Source organism: Variovorax sp. dw_954, from assembly GCF_018449755.1.
Lineage (GTDB): Bacteria > Pseudomonadota > Gammaproteobacteria > Burkholderiales > Burkholderiaceae_C > Variovorax.
In genome coordinates this window covers 37000-57474 of the sequence record NZ_JAAVVD010000002.1, presented here as the reverse complement: position 1 = coordinate 57474, position 20475 = coordinate 37000, and the positions used below count along the sequence as shown (strand labels likewise).

The following is a 20475-nucleotide window of genomic DNA, read 5'->3' as shown; positions in this document are numbered from 1 at the left end:
TTCAGCCGCTGAAGTAGGGCCGCTCCGCTGGCAGCAGCGCCCGCTTTGCAAAGCTCCGCCACGGTGCCGGCGCACGCTGGCCCCAGGCGATGAGCCCGATGCCGTAGGCCTGCGCCCGCAGTTGCGGCGACACGCCTTGCAGCATGGCCTCCAGGTGGATCCGGTCGCGGAATTCCGACTCGGGCCGCACCGGGTCGTGCGACTGGTCACGCAAGGCTTCCAGGCCCGCCACGAAGTCGCTCAGCGCCTTCATCTCGGCGGCCGGCAACCGGCGCACGAGTGCAGCCAGCACGTGATCGGTCTTCTGCCCCGACTTGATCGCGAGGCCGATGGCCATCCAGGCATTGTCGAGATCCATCGCCAGGCGGGCTTGCGCCTTGAGTGCCGCGGCGACGGCCGCAGGCCCGGCGCCGTCGGACGCCCCGACCATCAGCGCCAGCCGATGTTCCGGCGCCGACGGGGCCTCGGCGAGTGCGAGCGCCCTGTCGAGTTGGCCCCGGTCCAATGCGGCGTAGCCAAGCGCTGCCCCGTCCGATACCGACAAGTTTCCACCGCGCAACTCGACCAGGGTCTTGAGCACTTTGGAATGAGCAGCCAGGTCGGCAAGATCGGCGCCCTCGCCACCTTCGATGCGGCGGATGCGCGCCAGCTCCATCGACACGGCGTTGCGCAGCGGCGCACTCCTCGCCGCCGCTTCCAGCGCCTGCCGCGCCTGCGGCCAGGCCTGCTCGGCAGCCCACACATGGGCGGCCGCGTAGGCGAACCAGACGCTGTCCGGATACTGGGCCGCGCCGCGCTTGAAGGTCGCGTCCCGCACCGCTTCATCGCCGATGCAGCGCACCGTCAGATAGACCAGGTCGCCCTGGTCGGGGCGTGCCCGCTGCAGTTCCCGGTGGCGGTCGCAAATACGCTGTCGCTCACCGGGCGTTGCTTCATCCTGCAGTGCTCGCAGCGCGACGACTTCATAGGGGTTGCGCTGCAGCCGTTCGCGCAGGATCGCATCGCGCCCCGGCAAGGCTTGCGCCAGCATGACCCAGTCGAGCAGATCGCCAGATTCCACGTCGTCCCAGCGCGCATGCATCGCGATCAGCGCGTTGCGCTCCGCATCGCTTTCCAGCAGGCCGAGGTTCTCGCGCACCGAGCGCGTTTCGGCGGCGCTCAAGGCTTCGCGCGTGCCACCGCCGCCCGAGGTCCTGATCTGCTTCGGCGGCGCTTCGAGCACATGTTGCGCCGACGGGCTCGACCAGCGCGGCGCGCCCAGCAGCCTGGCCGGGCGGGCCGCTGCGTCGCCATAGGTCGCCGTCCAGGCCACCAGGGGACTGGCGCCCGCGATGTTGTAGACGTAGCGCGCGCCGACCTGTCCTGGCGTGACGGTCAGCGATTCGATCTCCGCGCCATCGGTGGTGCGCGCCGTCAGGGCGAGCGGCTGGTTGGCCTCGACCTCGAACTGCCTCGACGCACCGGCCGCCAGCACCGTCCGCTGCCCGCCCAACTGCACCTCGACATTGCGACCCAGGCCGTTGAAGGCCGTGACCCGCGACGTACCCCAGGACGTGCTCACGCCCATCAGGCTGGCAACGACGCCACCCGCCACGGCAATGCGCGCAGTGCCGGCCCACCATCCATCGGCGATCTGGAACCGCGACCACGCGTCGAGCCTCAGTTGTCGCGGCCGCTCCTGTCCGGTGACCAGCGTGTCGTAGCGCTCCGGCGTGACAGGCATCAGCGGCGCATCGCCCGCAGGCTGCCGCGCGATGGCCGCGTCACGCAGCCGTGCCTCCGCCAGCAGCAGGCTGTCCAGCGCCGCACGCCTCAGACAGCGCAGGGCGCGCGTGATCGGATTGAGCCAGCTGTCGAGCGCTTTCAGCCACTCGTTGAAGTTCTCGTGCGACGGAGGCACGAAATCGAAATCGCCAATGTCCAGCATCTGCTCCCAGCTCGCATGCCCGAGCAGCGCCATCACCTCGGGGCCTGGCAGCATGCAACTGCGCTCGCGCGAGACCTGCGACATCAGCATGAACAAGGCGCCGGCGTCACGCAAGGCGCGCTCCGCATCCTTGGGGCTGGTCTTGCGCTTGGCCGTGACCATCGCGACCGTGTTCTGCAGGACGGCGTGCATGTCGAGCAGGTTGGCTTCGGCGTGCTCGGCGTAGTGCAGCAGGCGCAGCAGGCCGAACCAGCTGGCCTCCCACTCGGCGCCTGCCCTGGAGGCCAGCACGCGGCAGGTGCTGCGGCACAGCCTGTCATGCGCGGCCAGCGCGCGTTCGATGTCGGCGATCTCCCGCGTGACCTCCTCGATCACGCCCGCGAGATCGCGCCGCCTGATCGGGCGTCCACGATGTTCCAGCCGCGTGCCCGCGCTCACGGCGGCGCCGTTGCGAAGCGCGGTCAGCGCGGCGCGCTCGTGGCACAGCGCGTCCAGCCTTTCGAGGTCGCAGGACAGCGACTCGGGGTACAGCTGCGTCGAACCATGCGCGGGCCCTTCCGGATCGAACAACTGTTCCGCCGTCGTCGCCGATCGCGTGACGGCGCGGGCCAGGTAGAGCCCGCGGTATTGACGGCGGTAGGACTCGCGGTCGTACTCGGCATCGAGCGCCGCTTGCGAGGCTTCGCGCGAAGCCACGGCCGGTGCCGGTTCGATGTGGCGGATCAGGCTGGCGCAGATCCGCTCGCGCAACGCATGCGGCTCGTTGAACAGGGTCCAGCTCGACTCGCCGCGCAGCTCCGCCGACAAGTACACGCTCTTGGCGTTCTCTTCGCGCTCGTGGCTGGCCGGGTGCGTCGACCACATGCGCGACATCTGGATCTTGTCGCGCTTGAAGACCCGATGCGCCGCCGGAGCCGACGATGCGGGCGGCACGCCGTAGCCGGGATCGTCGTAGACCGCGCGCAACTTGACCAGCACGCGGGCCTGGATGTCGTAGAGGTCGGCCGTCGCCTGGCCTTTCTTCAACTGCTGGTTGGCGAACTCCAGTGTGCGGTCCCAGGCCGTCTCGGCCGCCTGCATCCTGTAGAGCGCATGCACCAGCGCATCGCTGCCCGCCAGGCCCACGGCCACGCGGTCGGCCTGGAACTCCATCTCGCGCGACAGCGCGCGGTCGGCCAGCACCACCACGCGGAACAAGCTGTCCACCAGCGAGCGGATGGCCCACACCAGCAGCGAGAACATCCAGCCCACCCAGGCTACGCGGATGTCGGCGCGCGACAGGCCGCCGAGGAAGTTGTCGAAGCGGTCGCGCTTGGCCACGACGTGCCCGGCAATCTGCTGCGCCAGGTAAACCCAGCGCCCGACCGCCATCGTGCGCTGCGCGAAATGCCCGAACTCATGGGCCAGCACGGCCTTGAACTCCGACACCGTCAGCATGTTGACCAGCGCCAGCCCGATCTCAAGGTTCTTGCGCGAGGGCAGCAACAGGTTGGCCAGCGACAGGTCGTAGAACACCGCCGCATTGACGCGGGTCGAAAGGTACACCTTGTGCGGCCTCGGCGCATTGGCTTCGTCGGCCAGGCGGTGCAGGAAGGCGAACAGGCGCGGTTGTTCCGCGGCAGAAATCTCCGTGAGCGAACCCAGCTCGCCGCGCCGCACGAACACCAGCGCCTTGAGCATGAAGAAGGCCAGGAAGCCTGCCGCCACGCCCACCGCCAGTTGCCGCACGCCGTCGGGCGAGCCATGCAGCGACGCCCCGATCAACACCCATGCCTTCCAGGCCAGCCACCCTGAAAAACCCAGGTAAGCGGCAACAAATGCCAGCAATGCCGACATCGCGAGCCAGGCTTGCCGGCGGTACGCAGCGGTAGCCCTGACAATCGCATCCTTCCCCGCGTCCGGACCTGCCGGATACAACGCATCCATGTTATGAGCTCCCTCCGGCCGGGGATGCGACGAGGGAATGACCCACTGACAATCGCAACCGGCTGGTTCAAAAATAATGACAGGGATGATCCATCTGTCACCCGATGGCGGAAAGCTAGAAATGCTCGAAAAACTCAACGAATTCAGTGAGAGCCACGGTGAACTTCAACCGGGCAAGGGATTAGTCACAGGAACCATCGCGCTGACCCTCGGCATCCTGTGCTTGCTGGGCGTGCTGGCCTTCCATTTCCCGCAATACCTCACGACGCCGGAGCTGCGCCGCAGCTACAACGTCGACGTGATGCGCTTCATCCTGCTGGCGGCCATGGTGATCGCGGGCGGCATGTCGCTGGTCAACGTGATCTTCAACCGGGCACGCTGGCTGTCGGCCTTCGCGTTCCTGCTGGTCGCGGCCGCACTGCTGCTGGGCGGCCACAAGGTTCCGGTGGACAGCAACTTCCCCGACCACACGCCCTACATCGGGCTCGACTGGTTCATCCTCGACCTGCTCGGCTCGTCGCTGATCTTCATCTTCATCGAGAAGCTGTTCGCCTACCGCAAGGAGCAGCCGGTGTTCCGCGACGAGTGGCAGACTGACCTGCACCACTTCATCGTCAACCACATGATCGTGGGCTTCGTGCTGCTGGCGACCAACCTGCTGGTGCACAAGCTGTTCGGCTGGGCGGCCCACGACGGCATCCGCGGCTGGGTGGCCAACCTGCCGTTCTGGGCCGGGCTGCTGCTCATCATCCTCGTGGCCGACCTGGTGCAGTACTGGACCCATCGCGGCTACCACGAGGTCCCGCTGCTGTGGCGCCTGCATGCGGTGCACCACAGCGTGAAGAGCATGGACTGGATGGCCGGCTCGCGCCAGCACATCCTCGAGCTGCTGATCACCCGCACGCTGGTGCTCGCGCCGATCTACGTGCTGGGCTTCAGCAAGGAAGTGATCGACGCGTACATCGTGGTGGTCGGGTTCCAGGCGGTCTTCAACCATTGCAATGTGAACGTGCGCCTCGGGCCGCTGCGCTACATCATCGTCACGCCCAACTTCCACCATTGGCACCACAGCCAGGACGACGAGGCGATCGACAAGAACTACGCGGCGCACTACGCCTTCCTCGACTACCTCTTCGGCACCGCCGTGAAGAGCACCAGGCTGTGGCCCGAGCACTACGGCGTGGTCGGCGACTACGTGCCGAACGGCTTCTTCAAGCAGCTCAAGTTTCCGTTCGTCTGGAAGGGATGATGAGACTTCCAGCCATGGTCGCCGCGACTTGCGCGGCGCTGTTGATGTCAGCCTGCGCCTCGCGCGTGGACCTTCCGATCCGGGACACGCCGCCAGCCCTTCGCATCCAGAGTTCGGCCATTGCGCCCGGCAACGGCGGGGAACTCATCACCGTTGCCGCGCTCGAACCCGGCGACATCCTGCTGACCTCGGTCGCCACCATCAAGTCGTTTGGGATCCGCCTCGGCAGCTTCGCGCCGGTGAGCCATGCGGTGCTCTACCTGGGTGACGGGCGCATCGCCGAGGCCGTGGGCAGCGGCGTGCGCGCGCGCGGCCTCGACGAAGTGATCGCAGAGGAACAGATGGTGGTGGCCTTTCGCGCGCCCGGCCTCGACGAAGCCCATGTCGAGCGCATGCGCGCCTGGGCCTTGTCGCAGGTGGGCACGCCCTACAACACCGTCGGCGTGATGCTGGATGCACCCTTCGTGCTGAATCGCCGCATGTGCGAGTTGCCGCTGGTGCCGTCGGCGGTCAGCAACTTCTGCGTCACCGGCATGGCCACGGTGCAACTGGGCGCCAGCCGCAACGACCGCTTCTTCTGCTCCCAGTTCGTGCTGGAGGCCTACAACCAGGCCGGCAAGCCGATCACCACCGCCGACCCGCGCTGGGTCAGCCCGGCCGACCTGCTGCACATGCGCGAAGGCGACGTGCCGTCGATCCCGGCGACGCAACCGCTGCGCTACGTCGGGCATCTGAAATACAACCCGATGCCGGTGATCACGGCGGATGGGGCGACGTCGCGATGAACGTCTGCAGGACCGTTGACCATGGCTGACGCAATGAATTTCGACGTCGTGGTCATCGGTGCTGGCGCCGCCGGCCTGTTCTGCGCGGCGCAGGCCGGCCAGCGCGGCCGGAAGGTGCTGCTCATCGACCACAGCGAACGCATTGCCGAGAAGATCCGCATCTCGGGCGGCGGACGCTGCAACTTCACCAATCGCGACCTGGACCCGCGCGCGCCGCAGAAGCACTTCGTCGGCGAGAACCCGAATTTCTGCCGGTCGGCGCTGTCGCGCTATACCTCGCAGCAATTCATCGCCCTGGTGGACCGCCACGGCATCGCGCACCACGAGAAGCACAAGGGCCAGTTGTTCTGCGATGGCCCGTCGCAGCAGATCATCGACATGCTGCTGGCCGAATGCGCCGAGGGCGGCGTCACGCACTGGCAGCCGTGCAGCGTGAAATCGCTCGCGTATTCGGCGGCGGATGGCAAGGCCACGGGCAGCTACCAGGTCGAAACCAGCCGCGGTGCGGTCGAGGCCGCGAACATCGTCGTCGCCACAGGCGGCCTGTCGATCCCGCAGCTTGGCGCGAGCGATTTCGGCTATCGCATCGCGCGCCAGTTCGGCCTGGACGTCATCCCGCCGCGTCCCGCGCTGGTGCCGCTGACTTTCGCCGGCGAAGGCTGGGCGCCTTACGCCGGCCTGGCTGGGCTGGCGCTGCCGGTGCAGATCGAGACCGGCGCCAGGAAGGAGCGCATGTTTTTCCTGGAAGACCTGTTGTTCACGCACCGCGGACTGTCAGGGCCGGCGGTGCTGCAGATCTCCAGCTACTGGAAGGAAGGCACGCCCCTGACCATCGACTTCGCACCCGGTGTCGACGTCGCCGCCGCGCTCGGCGAGGCCAAGGCCCGGTCGCGCAAGCGGATCAACAACGAACTGGCCTCGCTGGTGCCTTCGCGCCTCGCGGACGCCTGGGTGGGCGAGGAACCGGCCCTGCAGCGCCCCATCAATGAAGCAGCCGACCGCGCGCTGCAGGCACTGGCCGAGCGCATCGCCCGCTGGCAGATCACGCCCGCCGGCACCGAAGGTTACAAAAAGGCCGAGGTGACGGCCGGCGGCATCGACACGCGCGAGCTGTCATCGCAGACGATGGAGGCAAAGAAGCAGCCCGGCCTCTACTTCATCGGCGAGGTGGTCGACGTCACGGGTTGGCTCGGCGGTTACAACTTCCAGTGGGCCTGGGCCAGCGCGTTCGCCTGCGCCGGGGCGCTGGCAGCCGTGCGCGGCAACGGCTGAGCCTTGTGCAAAAAGCTGCCCCATAGCCTTTTGTTGCTATAATCTTTGGCTAACTTCTGGCCTCCCCTCAACGGCCGCCCAAAATTTTCAGTTGAGGAACCCCGGCCCGGGGCCTCGATCTCTCCGGGCCAAATCCAGTTCAACGATTCATCAATGACCACCATCCGCGTTAAAGAAAACGAGCCCTTCGACGTCGCACTGCGTCGCTTCAAGCGCACCATCGAAAAGCTCGGCCTGCTGACCGACCTGCGCGCCCGCGAGTTCTACGAAAAGCCGACCGCCGAGCGCAAGCGCAAGAAGGCCGCTGCCGTCAAGCGCCACTACAAGCGCGTGCGCAGCATGCAGCTCCCCAAGAAGCTGTACTAAGCACAGCTTCCGCTGGCCGCACGCCAGTGATCCGAGCCGCGCCGGGGTAACCTGCCGCGGCTTTTGTTTTTGCTTCCCCTCCCCAGGATTCGCCATGAGCCTCAAAGAAAAGATCACCGAAGACATGAAGACCGCCATGCGTGCCAAGGACTCCGAGCGCCTCGGCACCATCCGCCTGCTGTTGGCCGCCCTGAAGCAGAAGGAAGTGGACGAGCGCGTTGAATTGGACGACGCGATGGTCGTGGCCATCGTCGACAAGCTGGTCAAGCAGCGCAAGGATTCGGTCGCCGCCTTCACCCAGGGTGGCCGCCAGGACCTGGCCGACAAGGAAGCCGCCGAGATCAAGGTGCTGGAGGTCTACCTGCCGCAGCGCATGAGCGCCGACGAAGTGGCGGTCGAGGTCAAGGCCATCGTCGCCGAGCTGGGCGCCAAGGGCCCCGGCGACATGGGCAAGGTGATGGGCACCGTCAAGACCAGGCTCGCCGGCAAGGCCGACATGGGCCAGGTCAGCGCCGCGGTCAAGGCGGCTCTCAGCGGCGCATGAGCGCGGGCATCTTCGCCCGGGCTGAGGCATGACCCGTCCCGTCCTCAAGGCCTGCGCCTGCCTTGTGGATGCACAGGGCCGCCTGCTGGTGTTCGACCACCCGGTCGACGGCGGTATGCAATTGCCCAAGGGCACGGTCGAGCCGGGCGAACATCCGGAAGATGCCGTGCGCCGCGAACTGCTCGAGGAGTCGGGCATCGCGTACACCGGCGACCTGCAAGACCTCGGCACCCTGGACCGCCATTGCGAAGCCGGCGTCGAAGGCAACAAGCGACGCCACCCGCAGCTCTGGCACCTGTACCTGATGCGCAGCAGCGCGCCGCTGCCGGAGGCCTTCGAGCACGTCGCCATGGGCAGCCCGGAAGAGGATGGGCTCGTCTTCTCGTTTCGCTGGCTCGCCCCGCAGGACAACACGGACGACTTCGCCTTGCCCTACCGCCGGGTCATCGAGCGCGTGCGCGCCGCGCTTCGGGCGCAGGCCTCAGCCCGATAGTGCGCCAGGCCGCACTGAGGCGATCCCAGTGTTCCGTGCGACTTTGCAATCAAGCGCAGAACAAGGCGGAGCGGCGCAGGCAGTGCTGTAGCACGGCAAGGCGGTCCAACGCAGTGATGCGTTTTTGATTGCGAAGTCGCATCAGTGGGCCCACTGCCGGCCCGCCATGTAGGCGCCGAGCAGCGCGAGACCCACGAAGAAGCAGCGCCGGAAGGCGGCCACCGGCAAGCGCTGCCGCAACGCCGAGCCGGCGACCATCCCGAGCAACGCCGGCAGCAGCATCGGCAGCGACGCTTGCAACGCCGCGCCGGCAAAACCGCCGCTCAGGGCCAGGCCCAGCGCGAGGGCCAGTGTCGACGTGGTGAACGACATGCCCATGGCCTGGATCAATTCGTCCTTCTCCAGCCCCAGACCCTGCAGATACGGAACGGCAGGCAGCACGAAGACCCCGGTCAATGCCGTCAGCAGGCCGGTCAGGGCGCCGGCCACGGGGCCCATCCAGTGCGCATGACCTGCCGGCACCTGCACTCGCCAACCCGCGAGTCCCCACACCGCGTAGCCGACCAGCGCCAGCCCCAGCAGCACCGACGCCCATGCGCCCGCAGGCGCGCCGAACAGGACGGCCCCGCCGAGCGTCCCCGCGACGATGCCGACCTGCATGCCGCCCAGCCGTCGCAGCATCGCCGCCAAGGTCGAGCGCGGCCCCGCCTGCCACGCGTTGGTGACCAGCGAAGGAACGATCAGCAGCGCGGCCGCCTGGGCCGGCGGCATCCACAGCGCCAGCAACGCCATCGACACGGTGGGCAGCCCGAGCCCGATCACGCCTTTCACCATGCCCGCCAGCACGAACACGGCCGCGGTCGCCACCCATGTGGTCCAGATCGTCATGCAATGCCTCTTTCTTCAACCTTGATGGAAAGGCAAGTCTGCCGGCGAAGCCGGAGGCCGAAAATGCGGATCTCGCGCAGCCAGCCTCAGGCAGGGACTGAGCCCCCGACCGGGCCGCCTCTGGCCCGATCGATTGGCGAAGCACCCGTGCTACCTTGGCATCCATGCGATTCGACCTGACCGACCTGCGGCTGTTTCTCAATGTCGTCGAAGCCGGCTCCATCACCGCCGGCGCCGAACGCACGCACATGACGCTCGCTTCTGCCAGCCAGCGCGTGCGCGGCATGGAGGACGCATTGGGCAGTCCGCTGCTGCTGCGCCATGCCCAGGGCGTGACGCCCACCGAGGCCGGTCGCACGCTGCTGCACCATGCGCGGGTGGTGCGCCAGCAGATGGAACAACTGCACGGCGAACTGGGCGACTACGGCACCGGCCTGCAAGGCCATGTCCGCGTGCAATGCAACACCTCGGCCATGACCGAACACCTGCCCGCGCCGCTCGCGCGCTTCCTGGCGCTGCATCCGCGCGTTTCGGTGGATCTGGAAGAGCGCGCCAGCCAGGACATCGTGGAGGCGCTGCATGGCGGCCTGTGCGACATCGGCATCGTCTCGGATGCGGTCGACACCACGGGGCTCGCGCAGTTCGTGTTCCGCCGCGACGACCTGGTCCTGGTCGTGCCGCGCGGCCATGCGCTCGCGCGGCGCCGCCGCGTGGCATTGGCCGATGTGGTCGGCAGCGAATTCATCGGCCTTGCCAACGGCAATCCGCTGCAGGAGCACATTGCCCAGCAGGCGCGCCGCATGGGCAAGCGGCTGAACTACCGCGTGCGCGTGCGCAGCTTCGAGTCGGTCTGCGGGATGGTGGAACAGGGCATCGGCGTCGGCATCGTGCCGCTCACCGCAGCCGGGCGATGCGCGGCAACCATGAAGATCCGGTGCGCCGCCCTCAGCGACGACTGGGCCGCGCGCACGCTGCTGGCCTGCGCGCGCCGCGTGGAAGAACTCTCACCCAACACGCGCCGCTTGCTGGACCACCTGCTGTCGCAAGGCGCAAGCCTATGAGCCCGCGACCTTCATGCGATTGACCAGCAACGAGCCGGTCGACTTGGCGCCATAGTTGTAGACGTCGGCGCCCACCGCCTCGATGCCCATCAGCATGTCCTTGAGGTTGCCGGCGATGGTGATCTCCTGCACCGGGAACGCGATGCGCCCCTTCTCGACCCAGAAGCCGCTCGCGCCGCGCGAGTAGTCGCCGGTCACGTAGTTGACGCCCTGCCCCATCAGCTCGATCACGAACAGGCCGGTGCCGAGCTTGGCGAGCATGGCGTCGAGGTCATCGCCTGCCTGCGTGAGGCGCGAGCGCAGCGTCAGGTTGTGCGAGCCGCCGGCATTGCCGGTGGTCTTCATGCCGAGCTTGCGAGCGGAATAGGTGCTGAGGAAATAGCCTTTCAGCCGGCCCGCATCCACCACCTTGCGCGCCTGGGTCGTCACGCCTTCGTCGTCGAAGGGCGAGCTGCCCTTGCCGCGCAGCACGTGCGGGTCTTCCGCCACGTCGATGTGGTCGGGCAGCACCGCCTTGCCGAGCGAATCGAGCAGGAAAGTGCTCTTTCGATAGAGCGCACCGCCGCTCGTGGCCTGCACCAGTCCGCCGAGCAGACCCGCGGCCAGCGGCGACTCGAACAGCACCGGGCATTCGATGGTCTTGATCTTGCGCGCCTTCAGCCGGCTCAACGCCCGCTCCGCCGCGTAACGGCCGATGGCCGCCGGCGCCGCCAACTCATCGGCCGAGCGCATCGAGCTGTACCAGGCATCGCGCTGCATGTCGTCGCCCTTGCCGGCGATCGGCGCAACCGAGATGGAGTGGCGCGAACTGGCATAGCCGCCTCGGAACCCATGCGTGTGCGCACTGAAGAAATGGCTCTGCTGCGCCGAGACGCCGGCGCCTTCGCTGTTGGTGATGCGCTTGTCGGTCGACAGCGCCGCCGCTTCGCATTCGAGCGCGATGCGCGCGGCTTCCTCGCTCGTCACCGCCCAGGGATGGAACAGGTCGAGATCGGGCTGCTCCTTGACGATGTCTTCCTCGTCCGGCAGGCCGCTGACCGGGTCCTCCGCGGTGAAACGCGCGATGTCGTAGGCCGCCTGCACGGTCTGCGCGATGGCAGCCTCGGAGAAGTCCGAGGTGCTGGCATTGCCGCGTCGGTGCCCCACGTAGACCGTGATGCCGAGCGACTTGTCGCGGTTGCGCTCGACGTTCTCGAGTTCGCCCTTGCGCACCGAGACGCTGAGCCCGCAGCCTTCGGACGCCTCGGCGCCGGCATCCGTGGCGCCGAGCTTTCTGGCATGCGCCAGGGCCGTATCGACCAGGTTTTCAAAGAAGGGGCGGCTGTAGGCAAAGCCGGTTTCCGCTTGCGCGGGCGATGTCTTCGGGGTGGTCTTCATGTAGTGGCTATGATACTTGCGCCCCCTGTGTCGGATGACCTGTCCCTTTCCGAAGACTCGTTCCGGAGCCCCCGAACCAGCCTCAATCCCCTCGCCTGCACATGTCACGCAAACCCAAAAAAGGCTATTTCGTCCGCGGCCAGTTCATTGCCGAAGGCAGCGAACTCGACCTTGAACTCAAGCGCGAGCTCAAGGGCACCGACGAAGCCAGCAAGACCGAACTCAAGCGCGAAAGCGCCGAACTGCAGAAGATCGGCGAAGACCTGCTGACCCTGCGCGCCGGCCTGTTCGACCCGCTGCCGCTCGGCGAGAAACTCGCCGACGCGATCCACGAAGCCAAGCGCATCACCAACTTCGAAGGCAAGCGCCGCCAGATGCAGTTCATCGGCAAGCTGATGCGCGGCCTCGACCCCGAAGTACTCGACGCCGTGCGCGCCGCGCTGGCCGAGCAACACCGTGCCCCCGCCGAGGAGACTGCCATGCTGCATGAAGCCGAACGCTGGCGCGACCGCCTGATCGCCGATGACGACGCCCTCGGCGGATGGATCGAAACCCATCCCGCCACCGACGCACAGCAACTCCGCGCCCTGGTCCGCCAGGCCCGCAAGGACATCAAGGCCGGCCCGCCCGGCGAAGCACCGCGCCAGGGCAAGGCCTACCGCGACGTTTTCCAGATCGTGCGCGAGCAACTGGCCGCGCACGGCAATGCCGACCATGCGGCCCAGTCGGAAGACCTGGAGCGCGAGGACGATGCATGAGCGGATTCGATGAAGTGCGCATCGGCATCGTCTCGGTCAGCGACCGCGCATCGAGTGGCATCTACGAAGACAAGGGGCTGCCGGCGCTGAAGGATTGGCTCGGCCGCGCACTCCTCAACCCGATCACCTTCGAAGCCCGCCTGATCCCCGACGAGCAGGCGGCCATCAGCGCCGCCTTGATCGAACTCGTCGATGCCGGCTGCTCGCTGGTGCTGACCACCGGGGGCACCGGCCCTGCCCTGCGCGACGTGACGCCCGAAGCCACGCTGGCCGTGGGCCACAAGGAGATGCCCGGCTTCGGCGAGCAGATGCGCCAGATCAGCCTGCATTTCGTACCGACCGCGATCCTGTCGCGCCAGGTGGCCGTGATCCGCGACAAGTGCCTGATCCTCAACCTGCCCGGCCAGCCGAAGTCGATTGCGGAAACGCTGGAAGGCTTGAAGGACGCCGAGGGCAAGCAGATCGTGCCGGGCATCTTCGCCGCGGTGCCCTACTGCATCGACTTGATTGGCGGCCCGTATTTCGACACGGACGACAGCGTCTGCAAGGCGTGGCGGCCGAAGGCGGCGATCCGCGCGACCACGAGGTAATTTTGCAACGGACCGCCGTGCTGCTGGACGCAGCATCAGCCAAGAAAAACAGCCAAACGATTCATGCCCATCTACCGTTGCAACAAGTGCGGGTTCGTTTCTGAAGACGCAATTACGCCTGTGGGCATCAAGACGCTGTGCGGTCGCTGCGGCACACCGAGCACCGTCTACGGAACCGTGTTCTACGTGGAAAAACTGGTGGAGCGCTACTTCGCGGCCTTGCGGGAAGTCGCCGCCTTGCAGCAACCAGACAAGGCTGCGGCCGGCGGTGAAGTCGCAGCACTGACGCCGCCCGAAGCCGTCGCCACCCCTGAACAAACACTGGCGGACGCGGATGCTCATAGTTCAGCGGCGCTGGCGACAGCCACGCAGCACGCGCCATTGCAAGCCTGGTTCAAGTCCCGCCAGATCGACGCCCAGTTCGATCACGCCCTCGTCGATACCACCGGTTTCTTCGACGACGCCGCCCGCACACTCGGCGACGACTGGGCGTTGTTTTCCGAGTTGGTAGACCGTGTGCGTTTTGCCTACCGCAAAAGCCACAGCTGGGTGAACCTCGAGCTTGCAAGCCTGAGCCAGAAAGACGCGCAGGCCATCAATACACTGTGCCGCCAGTTCTACAGTCACACGTTCTTCTCACGCTACCACTATCAGAAGCAGGAAAAAATTGTTCGCCTGACGCTTCAGACGGCACCTGCAGTGCGTCAGTTTTTCGATGGCGGCTGGCTCGAGTGGTACGCATTTGTAGAGTTGATTCAGCACGCAAGGGCACGCAATCGTGGCTTCTCGTGCGCACGTGGCGTGAAGGTCGTTTTCCCGAACGAAGACCTGCACGAACTCGATGTCGTTCTGCTTCCCGAAGGGCAGTCGCCGATCTGCGTGGAATGCAAGTCGGGTGAGTTCCGGCGCGACATCGACAAGTACCTGCGTCTGCGCAAGCGCCTCGGCATCGAGCGAAGCAGGTTCATCGTCTGCGCCGCTGACCTCACCGATGAACAAGCGGCGGGCTTGACTGCGATGTACGAACTGACGTTTGTCAATCTTTCATCGCTGAAGCGGCACGTGGACGCTCTTCTTTGACGGAGATGGCGCAGCTTTGATCGGAGATGACGAGAGCTACTTCCCCACCAGCTCCGTCAACTTCTCCGCCTCGAAGCACTCATCCCGCGCCGCATCCGTCGGCACGCAATCCGACTTCTTCCCGCGCTCGGCCGACAGCGTCTCGATCGCCTGCCACAGCAGCGCAATCTGGTGCTCCTGCGACGAGGCGTTGTCGATCAGCCCGCGCATCGCCAGCGACAACGGATCGTCGCTCTGCGACACGCCATAGGCCAGGAAAGTCTCGCCGTTCTCGCCCGATGCACGATCGGCCTTGGCCGGAATGATCCGCGCCGGAATCCCCACCGCAGTTGCGCCCGCAGGCACCGGCTTGATGACCACCGCATTGGCGCCGATGCGCGCCCCATCGCCCACCGTGAAGCCGCCCAGTACCTTGGCGCCCGCGCTCACGACGACATTGCGCCCGAGAGTCGGATGCCGCTTCGTGCCCTTGTAGAGCGACGTGCCGCCGAGCGTCACGCCCTGGTAGATCGTGCAGCCGTCGCCGATCTCGGCCGTCTCGCCCACCACCACGCCCATCGCATGGTCGAAGAACACGCGCTCGCCGATCTTCGCGGCCGGGTGGATCTCGATGCCCGTCATCCAGCGCGCGAAGTGCGCGATGAACGCGCCCAGCCAGCGCAGCCCACGGTTCCAGCACCAGTGCGCCGGCCGGTGCAGGACCACGGCATGCAGGCCGGGATAGAGCGTCAGCACTTCCCAGGCCGAATGGGCGGCCGGGTCGCGCTCGAGGATGCACTGGATGTCGGAGCGGATTCGGGCAAACATCTTTGGGTGATATCGATAGGGGGAACGCAGTCTAAGGTGCGCCGGCATCACCTACGGGCGCTGTGGATTCCCCGTCCCGCGGCGGCCGATGCGGGTCGACCATCGCCTTGGCAATGCCGCGCAGGATGTGGATTTCCTCCTGCGTCGGCTGGGCGCGATTGAAAAGCTGCTGCAAGCGCGGCATCAGTTTCTTCGGCGCGGCCGGGTCGAGAAAACCGATCTGCACCAGTGAACGTTCCCAGTGCGCCAGCATGCCGGCCACGGCCTGTGCATCGGCCGGCAGTTGCACCGGCGTGGCATCGCGGACCTCGAACCCGCCCAGCGCCAGCCGCCATTCATAGGCGACCAACTGGATCGCCGCGCCCAGGTTCAGCGAGCCGAACGAAGGATCGGCCGGGATGCTCAGCGCCACGTTGCAGCGGTACACGTCCTCGTTGCGCATGCCAAAGCGCTCGGAGCCGAACAGGAAGGCCACATGCTGCTCGCCGCCCCTGCCCAGCGGCTCCAGGTGCTCGCGCGGCGTGCGCGTCGGCGGGCCGAAGTCACGCGGGATCATCGCCGTGGCGCACAGGTGCGTGATGCCGTCGAGCGCCTCGTCCAGCGTCTCGACGATGCGGGCATTGGCCAGCACATCCAGCGCGCCGCTGGCCCGCTGGATCGTCTCCTCCCGCCGCAACACGTTGGCCCAGCGCGGGGCCACCAGCACCAGGTCGCCGAAGCCCATGGTCTTCATGGCCCTCGCGGCGGCGCCGACATTGCCGGCATGGCTGGTCTGGATCAGGATGAAGCGGGTGCGCATGGATTCGATCGGGGCTGAAAGGGGCCTGCGGGTAAACTCGGGGGATTGTCGCCGCCCGCATCGCCGGGTCGTATCCACCGGGCCACGCGGCCCCGCGTTCTTTCTCACAGTCCATGTCTTCACCCAATCTGCATCCCATGATCAATGTGGCCATCAAGGCCGCACGCGCCGCGGGCGCCATCATCAATCGCGCCGCGCTCGACGTCGAGGCCGTGCGCGTCTCGCAGAAGCAGGTGAACGACTTCGTGACCGAGGTGGACCACGCGAGCGAACGCGTGATCATCGAGACCCTTCTCACGGCCTACCCCGGCCACGGCATCCTGGCCGAGGAATCGGGCACCGAGCACGGCGCCAAGGATTCGGAATTCGTCTGGATCATCGACCCGCTCGACGGCACCACCAACTTCATCCACGGCTTTCCGGTGTACTGCGTGTCGATCGCGCTGTCGGTCAAGGGAAAGATCGAACAGGCGGTCATCTACGACCCGAGCCGCAACGACCTGTTCACCGCCACCAAGGGCCGCGGCGCCTTCATGAATGACCGCCGCATCCGCGTGAGCAAGCGCACCCGCATGAACGAGTGCCTGATCTCCACCGGCTTCCCGTTCCGTACCGGCGACAACTTCAAGCAGTACCTGGCCATCATGGCCGACCTCATGCCGCGCGCCGCCGGCCTGCGCCGCCCCGGCTCCGCCGCACTCGACCTGGCCTACGTGGCTGCCGGCTTCAGCGACGCATTCTTCGAGACCGGCCTGAACCCGTGGGACATCGCGGCGGGTTCGCTGCTGGTGACCGAGGCCGGCGGCCTGATCGGCAACTTCACCGGCGAGCCGGACTTCCTCGAGCAGCGCGAATGCCTCGCCGGCAATCCGAAGATCTATGGCCAGTTGGTGCCGCTGCTGACCAAGTATTCGAAGTTCGCCGGGGTCGACGACAAGATGGCGGCCAGCGACCGCATCCGCGCCGTCGACTCGTCGAGAGACCTCTACGCGCGCAGCACGGTCGACTTGCAGCAGTCCGATGGCGATGCCGGCGCCTCTGAAGCCGCACCCGCCGCAGCACCGGCGCCGCGCAAGCTGACCCGCGCCCGTCCGCCCGTCGTCGCGCCAGCCGATCCCGCCGGCGAGTGATGCAAGGGGTGGCGCCACACGCCGCTGCGGCGCTGCGCACCCGCGCCGCGCTGCGGGTTGCGTTGAGCCACTATGTTGCGAACGGCCTGTCGGTTGCGCTCGGGCTGTTCCTGATCTCCGGCCTGATGCACCTGTGGCTGGGCGCCATTGCGAGCGCCGCGGCCACCGTCGGCGTGATCGTGACCACGCCGCCCGATCAACCCAGTCCGCGGCGCGGCAAATTCCTGCAGATGCTGCCGGCGCCGCTCCTGTCGATGCCGCTGTTCTTCGCGGTGCAGATGCTGCACACCATGCCGATCCGGCTGGGCATGGTGTTGATTCCCGCCACCTTCCTCGCCTTCAGCGCCATGGCCTGGGGCAAGCGCGGCATCCCGATCGCCATCGCCGTGATGTTCGCGATGATCTTCTCGATGGCGACGCCGGCGCCCACGGGCCTGCATGAAGCGCTTGAACGCACCGCCCATTTCGGGCTCGGCGCCGGGCTCTACGTGGTCTATTCCACGCTGGCCAACCTTGCGCTCAACGGGCGCTATCGCACGCAGTTGATCGCGGACGTGCTGTATTCGATGGCGGCGCTGATGCGCACCGAGGCCAGCCAGTTCAAGGCGCCTGACGAGACGAGCGACGTGCGCGACACACCCGCGCCGCTGCTGGGACAACTGCTGCAGCAAACGGCTGCATTGGCCGACCAGATCCAGGGGGCGCGGGACATCGTGCTCGAATCGCCCCGAACGCCACACCGCCAGCGGCTGGCCGGCATGCTGGTGGTGGTGCTCGAGATGCGCGACCAGTTGCTGGCCAGCGAACTCGACCTGGATGCGCTCACCGCGCTGCCCGAGCATGCGCCGGCCTTGGCCGAGATGCGCAGCGTGCTGGAAGCGCTGTCCGATGAAGTCGTTGCGGTCGCGGACGCGATGCTGATGTTCCGCACGCCGGACGCACTAGCCGACCTGCGGCCGCGCCTGTCGATGATCCGCCTGCCCACGGACAACCCGCATGCCCCGCCGCACGCGGGGCCCTCGCCGGCCGTGCTGGCGCGCGGGCTCGCGAACCGCATCGGCCACATCAATGACGAGGTGCTGCGGCTGAACAAGCTCATGCGCCACGAGATCGAACCCGACCTGGCCGTGGTGCGCGCCAACTGGCGCGTGTTCGTGAGCCCGACCGCATGGTCGTGGCGGCCCTTCCTGGCGCTGTGGCATTGGGATGCCCCGCCCCTGCGCCATGCCATCCGGGCCACGCTCGCGATCGCGGTCGGCTATGGGATCGCGGTGTGGATGCCCTGGGGCTCGCACGACTACTGGATCCTGCTGACCATCGTGGTGGTGCTGCGCGGCAGCCTGTCCCAGACGCTGGAGCGGCGCAATGCCCGCGTGGCCGGCACCTTGCTGGGCTGCGTGCTGGCCGTCGGGCTGCTGGCGACGCATCCGTCAGCCATGATGCTGCTCATGTGCGTGACCTTCGCGCAGGCCATTGCGCATGGCTTCGCGGTGCGCAAGTACCTCGTCACGTCCGTGGCCGGAACGGTGCTGGGCCTGGTGCAGGCACACCTGCTGAACGTCGGCGCGAGTCCGACCTTCGCACTGGTGGAGCGAATTGCCGACACCTTGATCGGCGTCGCTGTCTCATGGGCCTTCTGCTATGTGCTGCCGTCGTGGGAGCGCGGCCAGATTCCGGACCTGGTGCGGCGCACGCTGGTGGCGCAAGCGCTGCACGCACGGCTCGCGCTGGGCCTCGGCCAACTTCACGACATCGACAACAGCATCGAACTCGACTGGCGGCTCGCGCGGCGCGAGGCCTTCGACAGCCTCTCCGCGCTGGTGCAGGCCACCCAACGCTCGCTGGCGGAGCCGCGCGCCGTGCAGCCGCCGCTCGAGCCGCTCGAACACCTGCAGGCCCATAGCTACCAGTTGCTCGCGCAGCTCAGCGCCATCAAGTCGATGCTGGTGCTGCGTCGCGACCGTCTCACGCCCGGCGAAGTCGAAGGGCCGCTGATGCGCACCGCGGAGCGCATCGAATCGCTGATCGGCAGCGCACCCATCGCGTCCTCGCCGCTGCCCACGAGCGCGCCCGCCACCGCATTGGGCGGGGCGATCCCCCTGCCCGACCCCTTCGAGAACGACATCAGCCCGTGGCTGCTGCGCCGGCTCGACCTGGCCACCGGCATTGCGACCCAGCTTCGTGATGATGCGGCGCGGATCCTGCAGCCATCGACCGAGACGGCCACCACAGCGGGTGCCGCCACGTCAGCCGCCGGTACGGCCCCGCACGAGGCGGCATGAGCATTGCCGGACAGCTCCAGGATACGAAGGTTCCATGAACGCCCAATTGGTGTTGCAGCACCCCTGGTTCGGCACCTGGCTGGCCGCGCTGGTCGCGGTGCCGGCGGCGCTGATGGCCTATCGCATCGGCGGGCTGGTATTGATGCGCGTGACGCGGCCGACGCCGGGGTTGCATGCGATGGTCGACAAGGCGCGCTCGGCCGCGCGTTGGGCGCTGCCGCTGGTTGCGTTGCAGATGGTGTGGCAAGCCGCGCCGGACGACCTGCGCTACATCAACACCGTGCGGCACCTGAACGGGCTGTTGGTGATCACCGCGCTGACCTGGCTGCTGGTGCGGGCCATCTCGGGCTTCACCGAAGGCCTGCTGACCAAGTACCCGGCGAACGTCGCCGACAACCTGAACGCGCGCCGCATTCATACGCAGGCGCGGGTGTTGTCTCGCTTGGCCCTGGGGATGGTGCTGGTGGCGGGTGTGTCGCTGGTGCTGATGACCTTTCCGGGAGCGCGGCAGGTCGGCGCCAGCCTGCTGGCCTCGGCCGGCGTCATCGGCCTGATCGTCGGCCTGGCGGCCAAGCCGGTGTTCAGCAACCTGATCGCCGGCTTGCAGATCGCGCTGGCGCAGCCGATCCGCATGGACGACGTGCTGGTGGTCGAGGGCGAATGGGGCACGGTCGAGGAAATCACCGGCACCTTCGTCGTGATGAAACTGTGGGACGAGCGGCGCCTGATCCTGCCGCTCAGCTATTTCATCGAGAAGCCCTTCCAGTGCTGGACGCGGCACACCGCGCAGCTGCTGGGCTCGGCCTTCATTTATGTCGACTACGGCACGCCCCTGGCGCCCTTGCGCGCCGAGCTGGAGCGCATCGTTCGCGCCGCGCCCGAATGGGACGGCCGCACCTTCGTGCTGCAGGTCACCGACGTCACGGAACGCAGCATGCAGTTGCGCATGCTGGCCACCGCGGCAACGGCGGGGCAGGCCTTCGACCTGCGCTGCCGCATGCGCGAAGGAATGATGACCTTCATGCAGCGTGAATACCCACAACACCTGCCCAAGCTTCGGACCGAGGATTCCGACACGGGGCCGTATGCTGCAAGCCCGCCGACGCCTGACGAATTGCCGGCCATCGCCTCAAGGAGCTGA

Annotated in this window: 18 protein-coding genes; 13 read left to right on the top strand and 5 right to left on the bottom strand. The window is 67.2% G+C overall.

Annotated elements, in window-relative coordinates:
* Position 1: 1 nt before the first annotated feature.
* The gene (locus HB681_RS03375; protein ID WP_213953364.1) at positions 2-3853 is read right to left on the bottom strand and encodes a M48 family metallopeptidase; all 3852 of its coding nucleotides are present in this window, start codon (positions 3851-3853) and stop codon (positions 2-4) included.
* A gap of 121 nt (positions 3854-3974) precedes the next feature.
* Here HB681_RS03375 and HB681_RS03370 point away from each other — a divergent pair, with 121 nt between their 5' ends.
* The 6 genes from HB681_RS03370 to HB681_RS03345 all read left to right on the top strand — a co-directional run bounded on the left by HB681_RS03370 (position 3975) and on the right by HB681_RS03345 (position 8562).
* Complete coding sequence (locus HB681_RS03370; RefSeq protein ID WP_213953363.1) at positions 3975-5102, top strand: sterol desaturase family protein; 1128 nt, start codon at positions 3975-3977, stop codon at positions 5100-5102.
* The gene (locus HB681_RS03365) at positions 5102-5887 is read left to right on the top strand and encodes a YaeF family permuted papain-like enzyme (protein ID WP_256354107.1); all 786 of its coding nucleotides are present in this window, start codon (positions 5102-5104) and stop codon (positions 5885-5887) included. The genes HB681_RS03370 and HB681_RS03365 overlap by 1 nt, the downstream gene beginning before the upstream one ends.
* 21 nt (positions 5888-5908) lie before the next feature.
* Complete coding sequence (locus HB681_RS03360) at positions 5909-7159, top strand: NAD(P)/FAD-dependent oxidoreductase (RefSeq protein ID WP_256354106.1); 1251 nt, start codon at positions 5909-5911, stop codon at positions 7157-7159.
* Between the two features lie 153 nt (positions 7160-7312).
* On the top strand, positions 7313-7525 hold the full coding sequence (gene rpsU, locus HB681_RS03355) for a 30S ribosomal protein S21 (RefSeq protein WP_007833691.1): 213 nt from the start codon (positions 7313-7315) through the stop codon (positions 7523-7525).
* Positions 7526-7619: 94 nt separating this feature from the next.
* Entirely contained in the window at positions 7620-8069 is a 450-nt protein-coding gene (locus tag HB681_RS03350) for a GatB/YqeY domain-containing protein (RefSeq protein WP_213953361.1), read from the top strand.
* A 28-nt stretch (positions 8070-8097) separates the two neighbouring features.
* Positions 8098-8562: an NUDIX domain-containing protein gene (locus HB681_RS03345; protein ID WP_213953360.1), complete on the top strand. Its 465-nt coding sequence runs from the start codon at positions 8098-8100 to the stop codon at positions 8560-8562.
* Positions 8563-8703: 141 nt separating this feature from the next.
* Here the strand turns inward: HB681_RS03345 and HB681_RS03340 are convergent, their stop codons facing one another.
* On the bottom strand, positions 8704-9450 hold the full coding sequence (locus HB681_RS03340; RefSeq protein ID WP_213953359.1) for a sulfite exporter TauE/SafE family protein: 747 nt from the start codon (positions 9448-9450) through the stop codon (positions 8704-8706).
* A 164-nt stretch (positions 9451-9614) separates the two neighbouring features.
* Between HB681_RS03340 and HB681_RS03335 the strand changes: the two genes are divergently transcribed.
* A complete protein-coding gene (locus HB681_RS03335) occupies positions 9615-10511 on the top strand; it encodes a LysR family transcriptional regulator (RefSeq protein ID WP_213953358.1) in 897 nt (298 codons plus the stop codon).
* Here the strand turns inward: HB681_RS03335 and pmbA are convergent.
* Positions 10506-11888: a metalloprotease PmbA gene (gene pmbA / locus HB681_RS03330; protein WP_213953357.1), complete on the bottom strand. Its 1383-nt coding sequence runs from the start codon at positions 11886-11888 to the stop codon at positions 10506-10508. The two genes, HB681_RS03335 and pmbA, sit on opposite strands and share 6 nt — an antisense overlap.
* 101 nt (positions 11889-11989) lie before the next feature.
* On the opposite strand from pmbA, the gene yjgA reads away from it, so the two are divergent.
* The 3 genes from yjgA to HB681_RS03315 all read left to right on the top strand — a co-directional run bounded on the left by yjgA (position 11990) and on the right by HB681_RS03315 (position 14316).
* Complete coding sequence (yjgA, locus tag HB681_RS03325; RefSeq protein WP_213953356.1) at positions 11990-12646, top strand: ribosome biogenesis factor YjgA; 657 nt, start codon at positions 11990-11992, stop codon at positions 12644-12646.
* A complete protein-coding gene (gene mog / locus HB681_RS03320; RefSeq protein ID WP_213953355.1) occupies positions 12643-13236 on the top strand; it encodes a molybdopterin adenylyltransferase in 594 nt (197 codons plus the stop codon). The genes yjgA and mog overlap by 4 nt, the downstream gene beginning before the upstream one ends.
* A gap of 63 nt (positions 13237-13299) precedes the next feature.
* Complete coding sequence (locus HB681_RS03315) at positions 13300-14316, top strand: DUF1887 family protein (protein ID WP_213953354.1); 1017 nt, start codon at positions 13300-13302, stop codon at positions 14314-14316.
* Positions 14317-14352: 36 nt separating this feature from the next.
* On the opposite strand, the gene cysE is transcribed toward HB681_RS03315, so the two are convergent.
* Complete coding sequence (gene cysE / locus HB681_RS03310; protein ID WP_213953353.1) at positions 14353-15171, bottom strand: serine O-acetyltransferase; 819 nt, start codon at positions 15169-15171, stop codon at positions 14353-14355.
* On the bottom strand, positions 15155-15922 hold the full coding sequence (locus HB681_RS03305) for an RNA methyltransferase (RefSeq protein WP_213953352.1): 768 nt from the start codon (positions 15920-15922) through the stop codon (positions 15155-15157). Before HB681_RS03305 ends, cysE begins: the two co-directional genes overlap by 17 nt.
* 113 nt (positions 15923-16035) lie before the next feature.
* Here HB681_RS03305 and HB681_RS03300 point away from each other — a divergent pair, with 113 nt between their 5' ends.
* Genes HB681_RS03300 through HB681_RS03290 form a run of 3 tightly spaced genes read left to right on the top strand, consistent with a single transcriptional unit; the run spans position 16036 to position 20475 of the window.
* Positions 16036-17052 (top strand): inositol monophosphatase family protein, encoded by a 1017-nt coding sequence (locus HB681_RS03300; protein WP_213953351.1) that lies wholly within the window; start codon positions 16036-16038, stop codon positions 17050-17052.
* Positions 17053-17060: 8 nt separating this feature from the next.
* Entirely contained in the window at positions 17061-19334 is a 2274-nt protein-coding gene (locus HB681_RS03295; protein ID WP_345944613.1) for an FUSC family membrane protein, read from the top strand.
* Positions 19335-19368: 34 nt separating this feature from the next.
* Entirely contained in the window at positions 19369-20475 is a 1107-nt protein-coding gene (locus HB681_RS03290; RefSeq protein ID WP_213953349.1) for a mechanosensitive ion channel domain-containing protein, read from the top strand.

What these genes read in the sequence shown, in the direction of transcription:
- HB681_RS03370 (WP_213953363.1), top strand. Translation starts at nt 3,975, where the DNA reads ATGCTCGAAAAACTCAACGAATTCAGTGAGAGCCACGGTGAACTTCAA.
- HB681_RS03335 (WP_213953358.1), top strand. Translation starts at nt 9,615, where the DNA reads ATGCGATTCGACCTGACCGACCTGCGGCTGTTTCTCAATGTCGTCGAA.
- HB681_RS03345 (WP_213953360.1), top strand. Translation starts at nt 8,098, where the DNA reads ATGACCCGTCCCGTCCTCAAGGCCTGCGCCTGCCTTGTGGATGCACAG.
- rpsU (WP_007833691.1), top strand. Translation starts at nt 7,313, where the DNA reads ATGACCACCATCCGCGTTAAAGAAAACGAGCCCTTCGACGTCGCACTG.
- HB681_RS03340 (WP_213953359.1), bottom strand. Translation starts at nt 9,450, where the DNA reads ATGACGATCTGGACCACATGGGTGGCGACCGCGGCCGTGTTCGTGCTG.
- HB681_RS03375 (WP_213953364.1), bottom strand. Translation starts at nt 3,853, where the DNA reads ATGGATGCGTTGTATCCGGCAGGTCCGGACGCGGGGAAGGATGCGATT.
- pmbA (WP_213953357.1), bottom strand. Translation starts at nt 11,888, where the DNA reads ATGAAGACCACCCCGAAGACATCGCCCGCGCAAGCGGAAACCGGCTTT.
- yjgA (WP_213953356.1), top strand. Translation starts at nt 11,990, where the DNA reads ATGTCACGCAAACCCAAAAAAGGCTATTTCGTCCGCGGCCAGTTCATT.
- cysE (WP_213953353.1), bottom strand. Translation starts at nt 15,171, where the DNA reads ATGCCGGCGCACCTTAGACTGCGTTCCCCCTATCGATATCACCCAAAG.
- HB681_RS03300 (WP_213953351.1), top strand. Translation starts at nt 16,036, where the DNA reads ATGTCTTCACCCAATCTGCATCCCATGATCAATGTGGCCATCAAGGCC.
- HB681_RS03315 (WP_213953354.1), top strand. Translation starts at nt 13,300, where the DNA reads ATGCCCATCTACCGTTGCAACAAGTGCGGGTTCGTTTCTGAAGACGCA.
- HB681_RS03360 (WP_256354106.1), top strand. Translation starts at nt 5,909, where the DNA reads ATGGCTGACGCAATGAATTTCGACGTCGTGGTCATCGGTGCTGGCGCC.
- HB681_RS03365 (WP_256354107.1), top strand. Translation starts at nt 5,102, where the DNA reads ATGAGACTTCCAGCCATGGTCGCCGCGACTTGCGCGGCGCTGTTGATG.
- HB681_RS03350 (WP_213953361.1), top strand. Translation starts at nt 7,620, where the DNA reads ATGAGCCTCAAAGAAAAGATCACCGAAGACATGAAGACCGCCATGCGT.
- HB681_RS03305 (WP_213953352.1), bottom strand. Translation starts at nt 15,922, where the DNA reads ATGCGCACCCGCTTCATCCTGATCCAGACCAGCCATGCCGGCAATGTC.
- mog (WP_213953355.1), top strand. Translation starts at nt 12,643, where the DNA reads ATGAGCGGATTCGATGAAGTGCGCATCGGCATCGTCTCGGTCAGCGAC.
- HB681_RS03290 (WP_213953349.1), top strand. Translation starts at nt 19,369, where the DNA reads ATGAACGCCCAATTGGTGTTGCAGCACCCCTGGTTCGGCACCTGGCTG.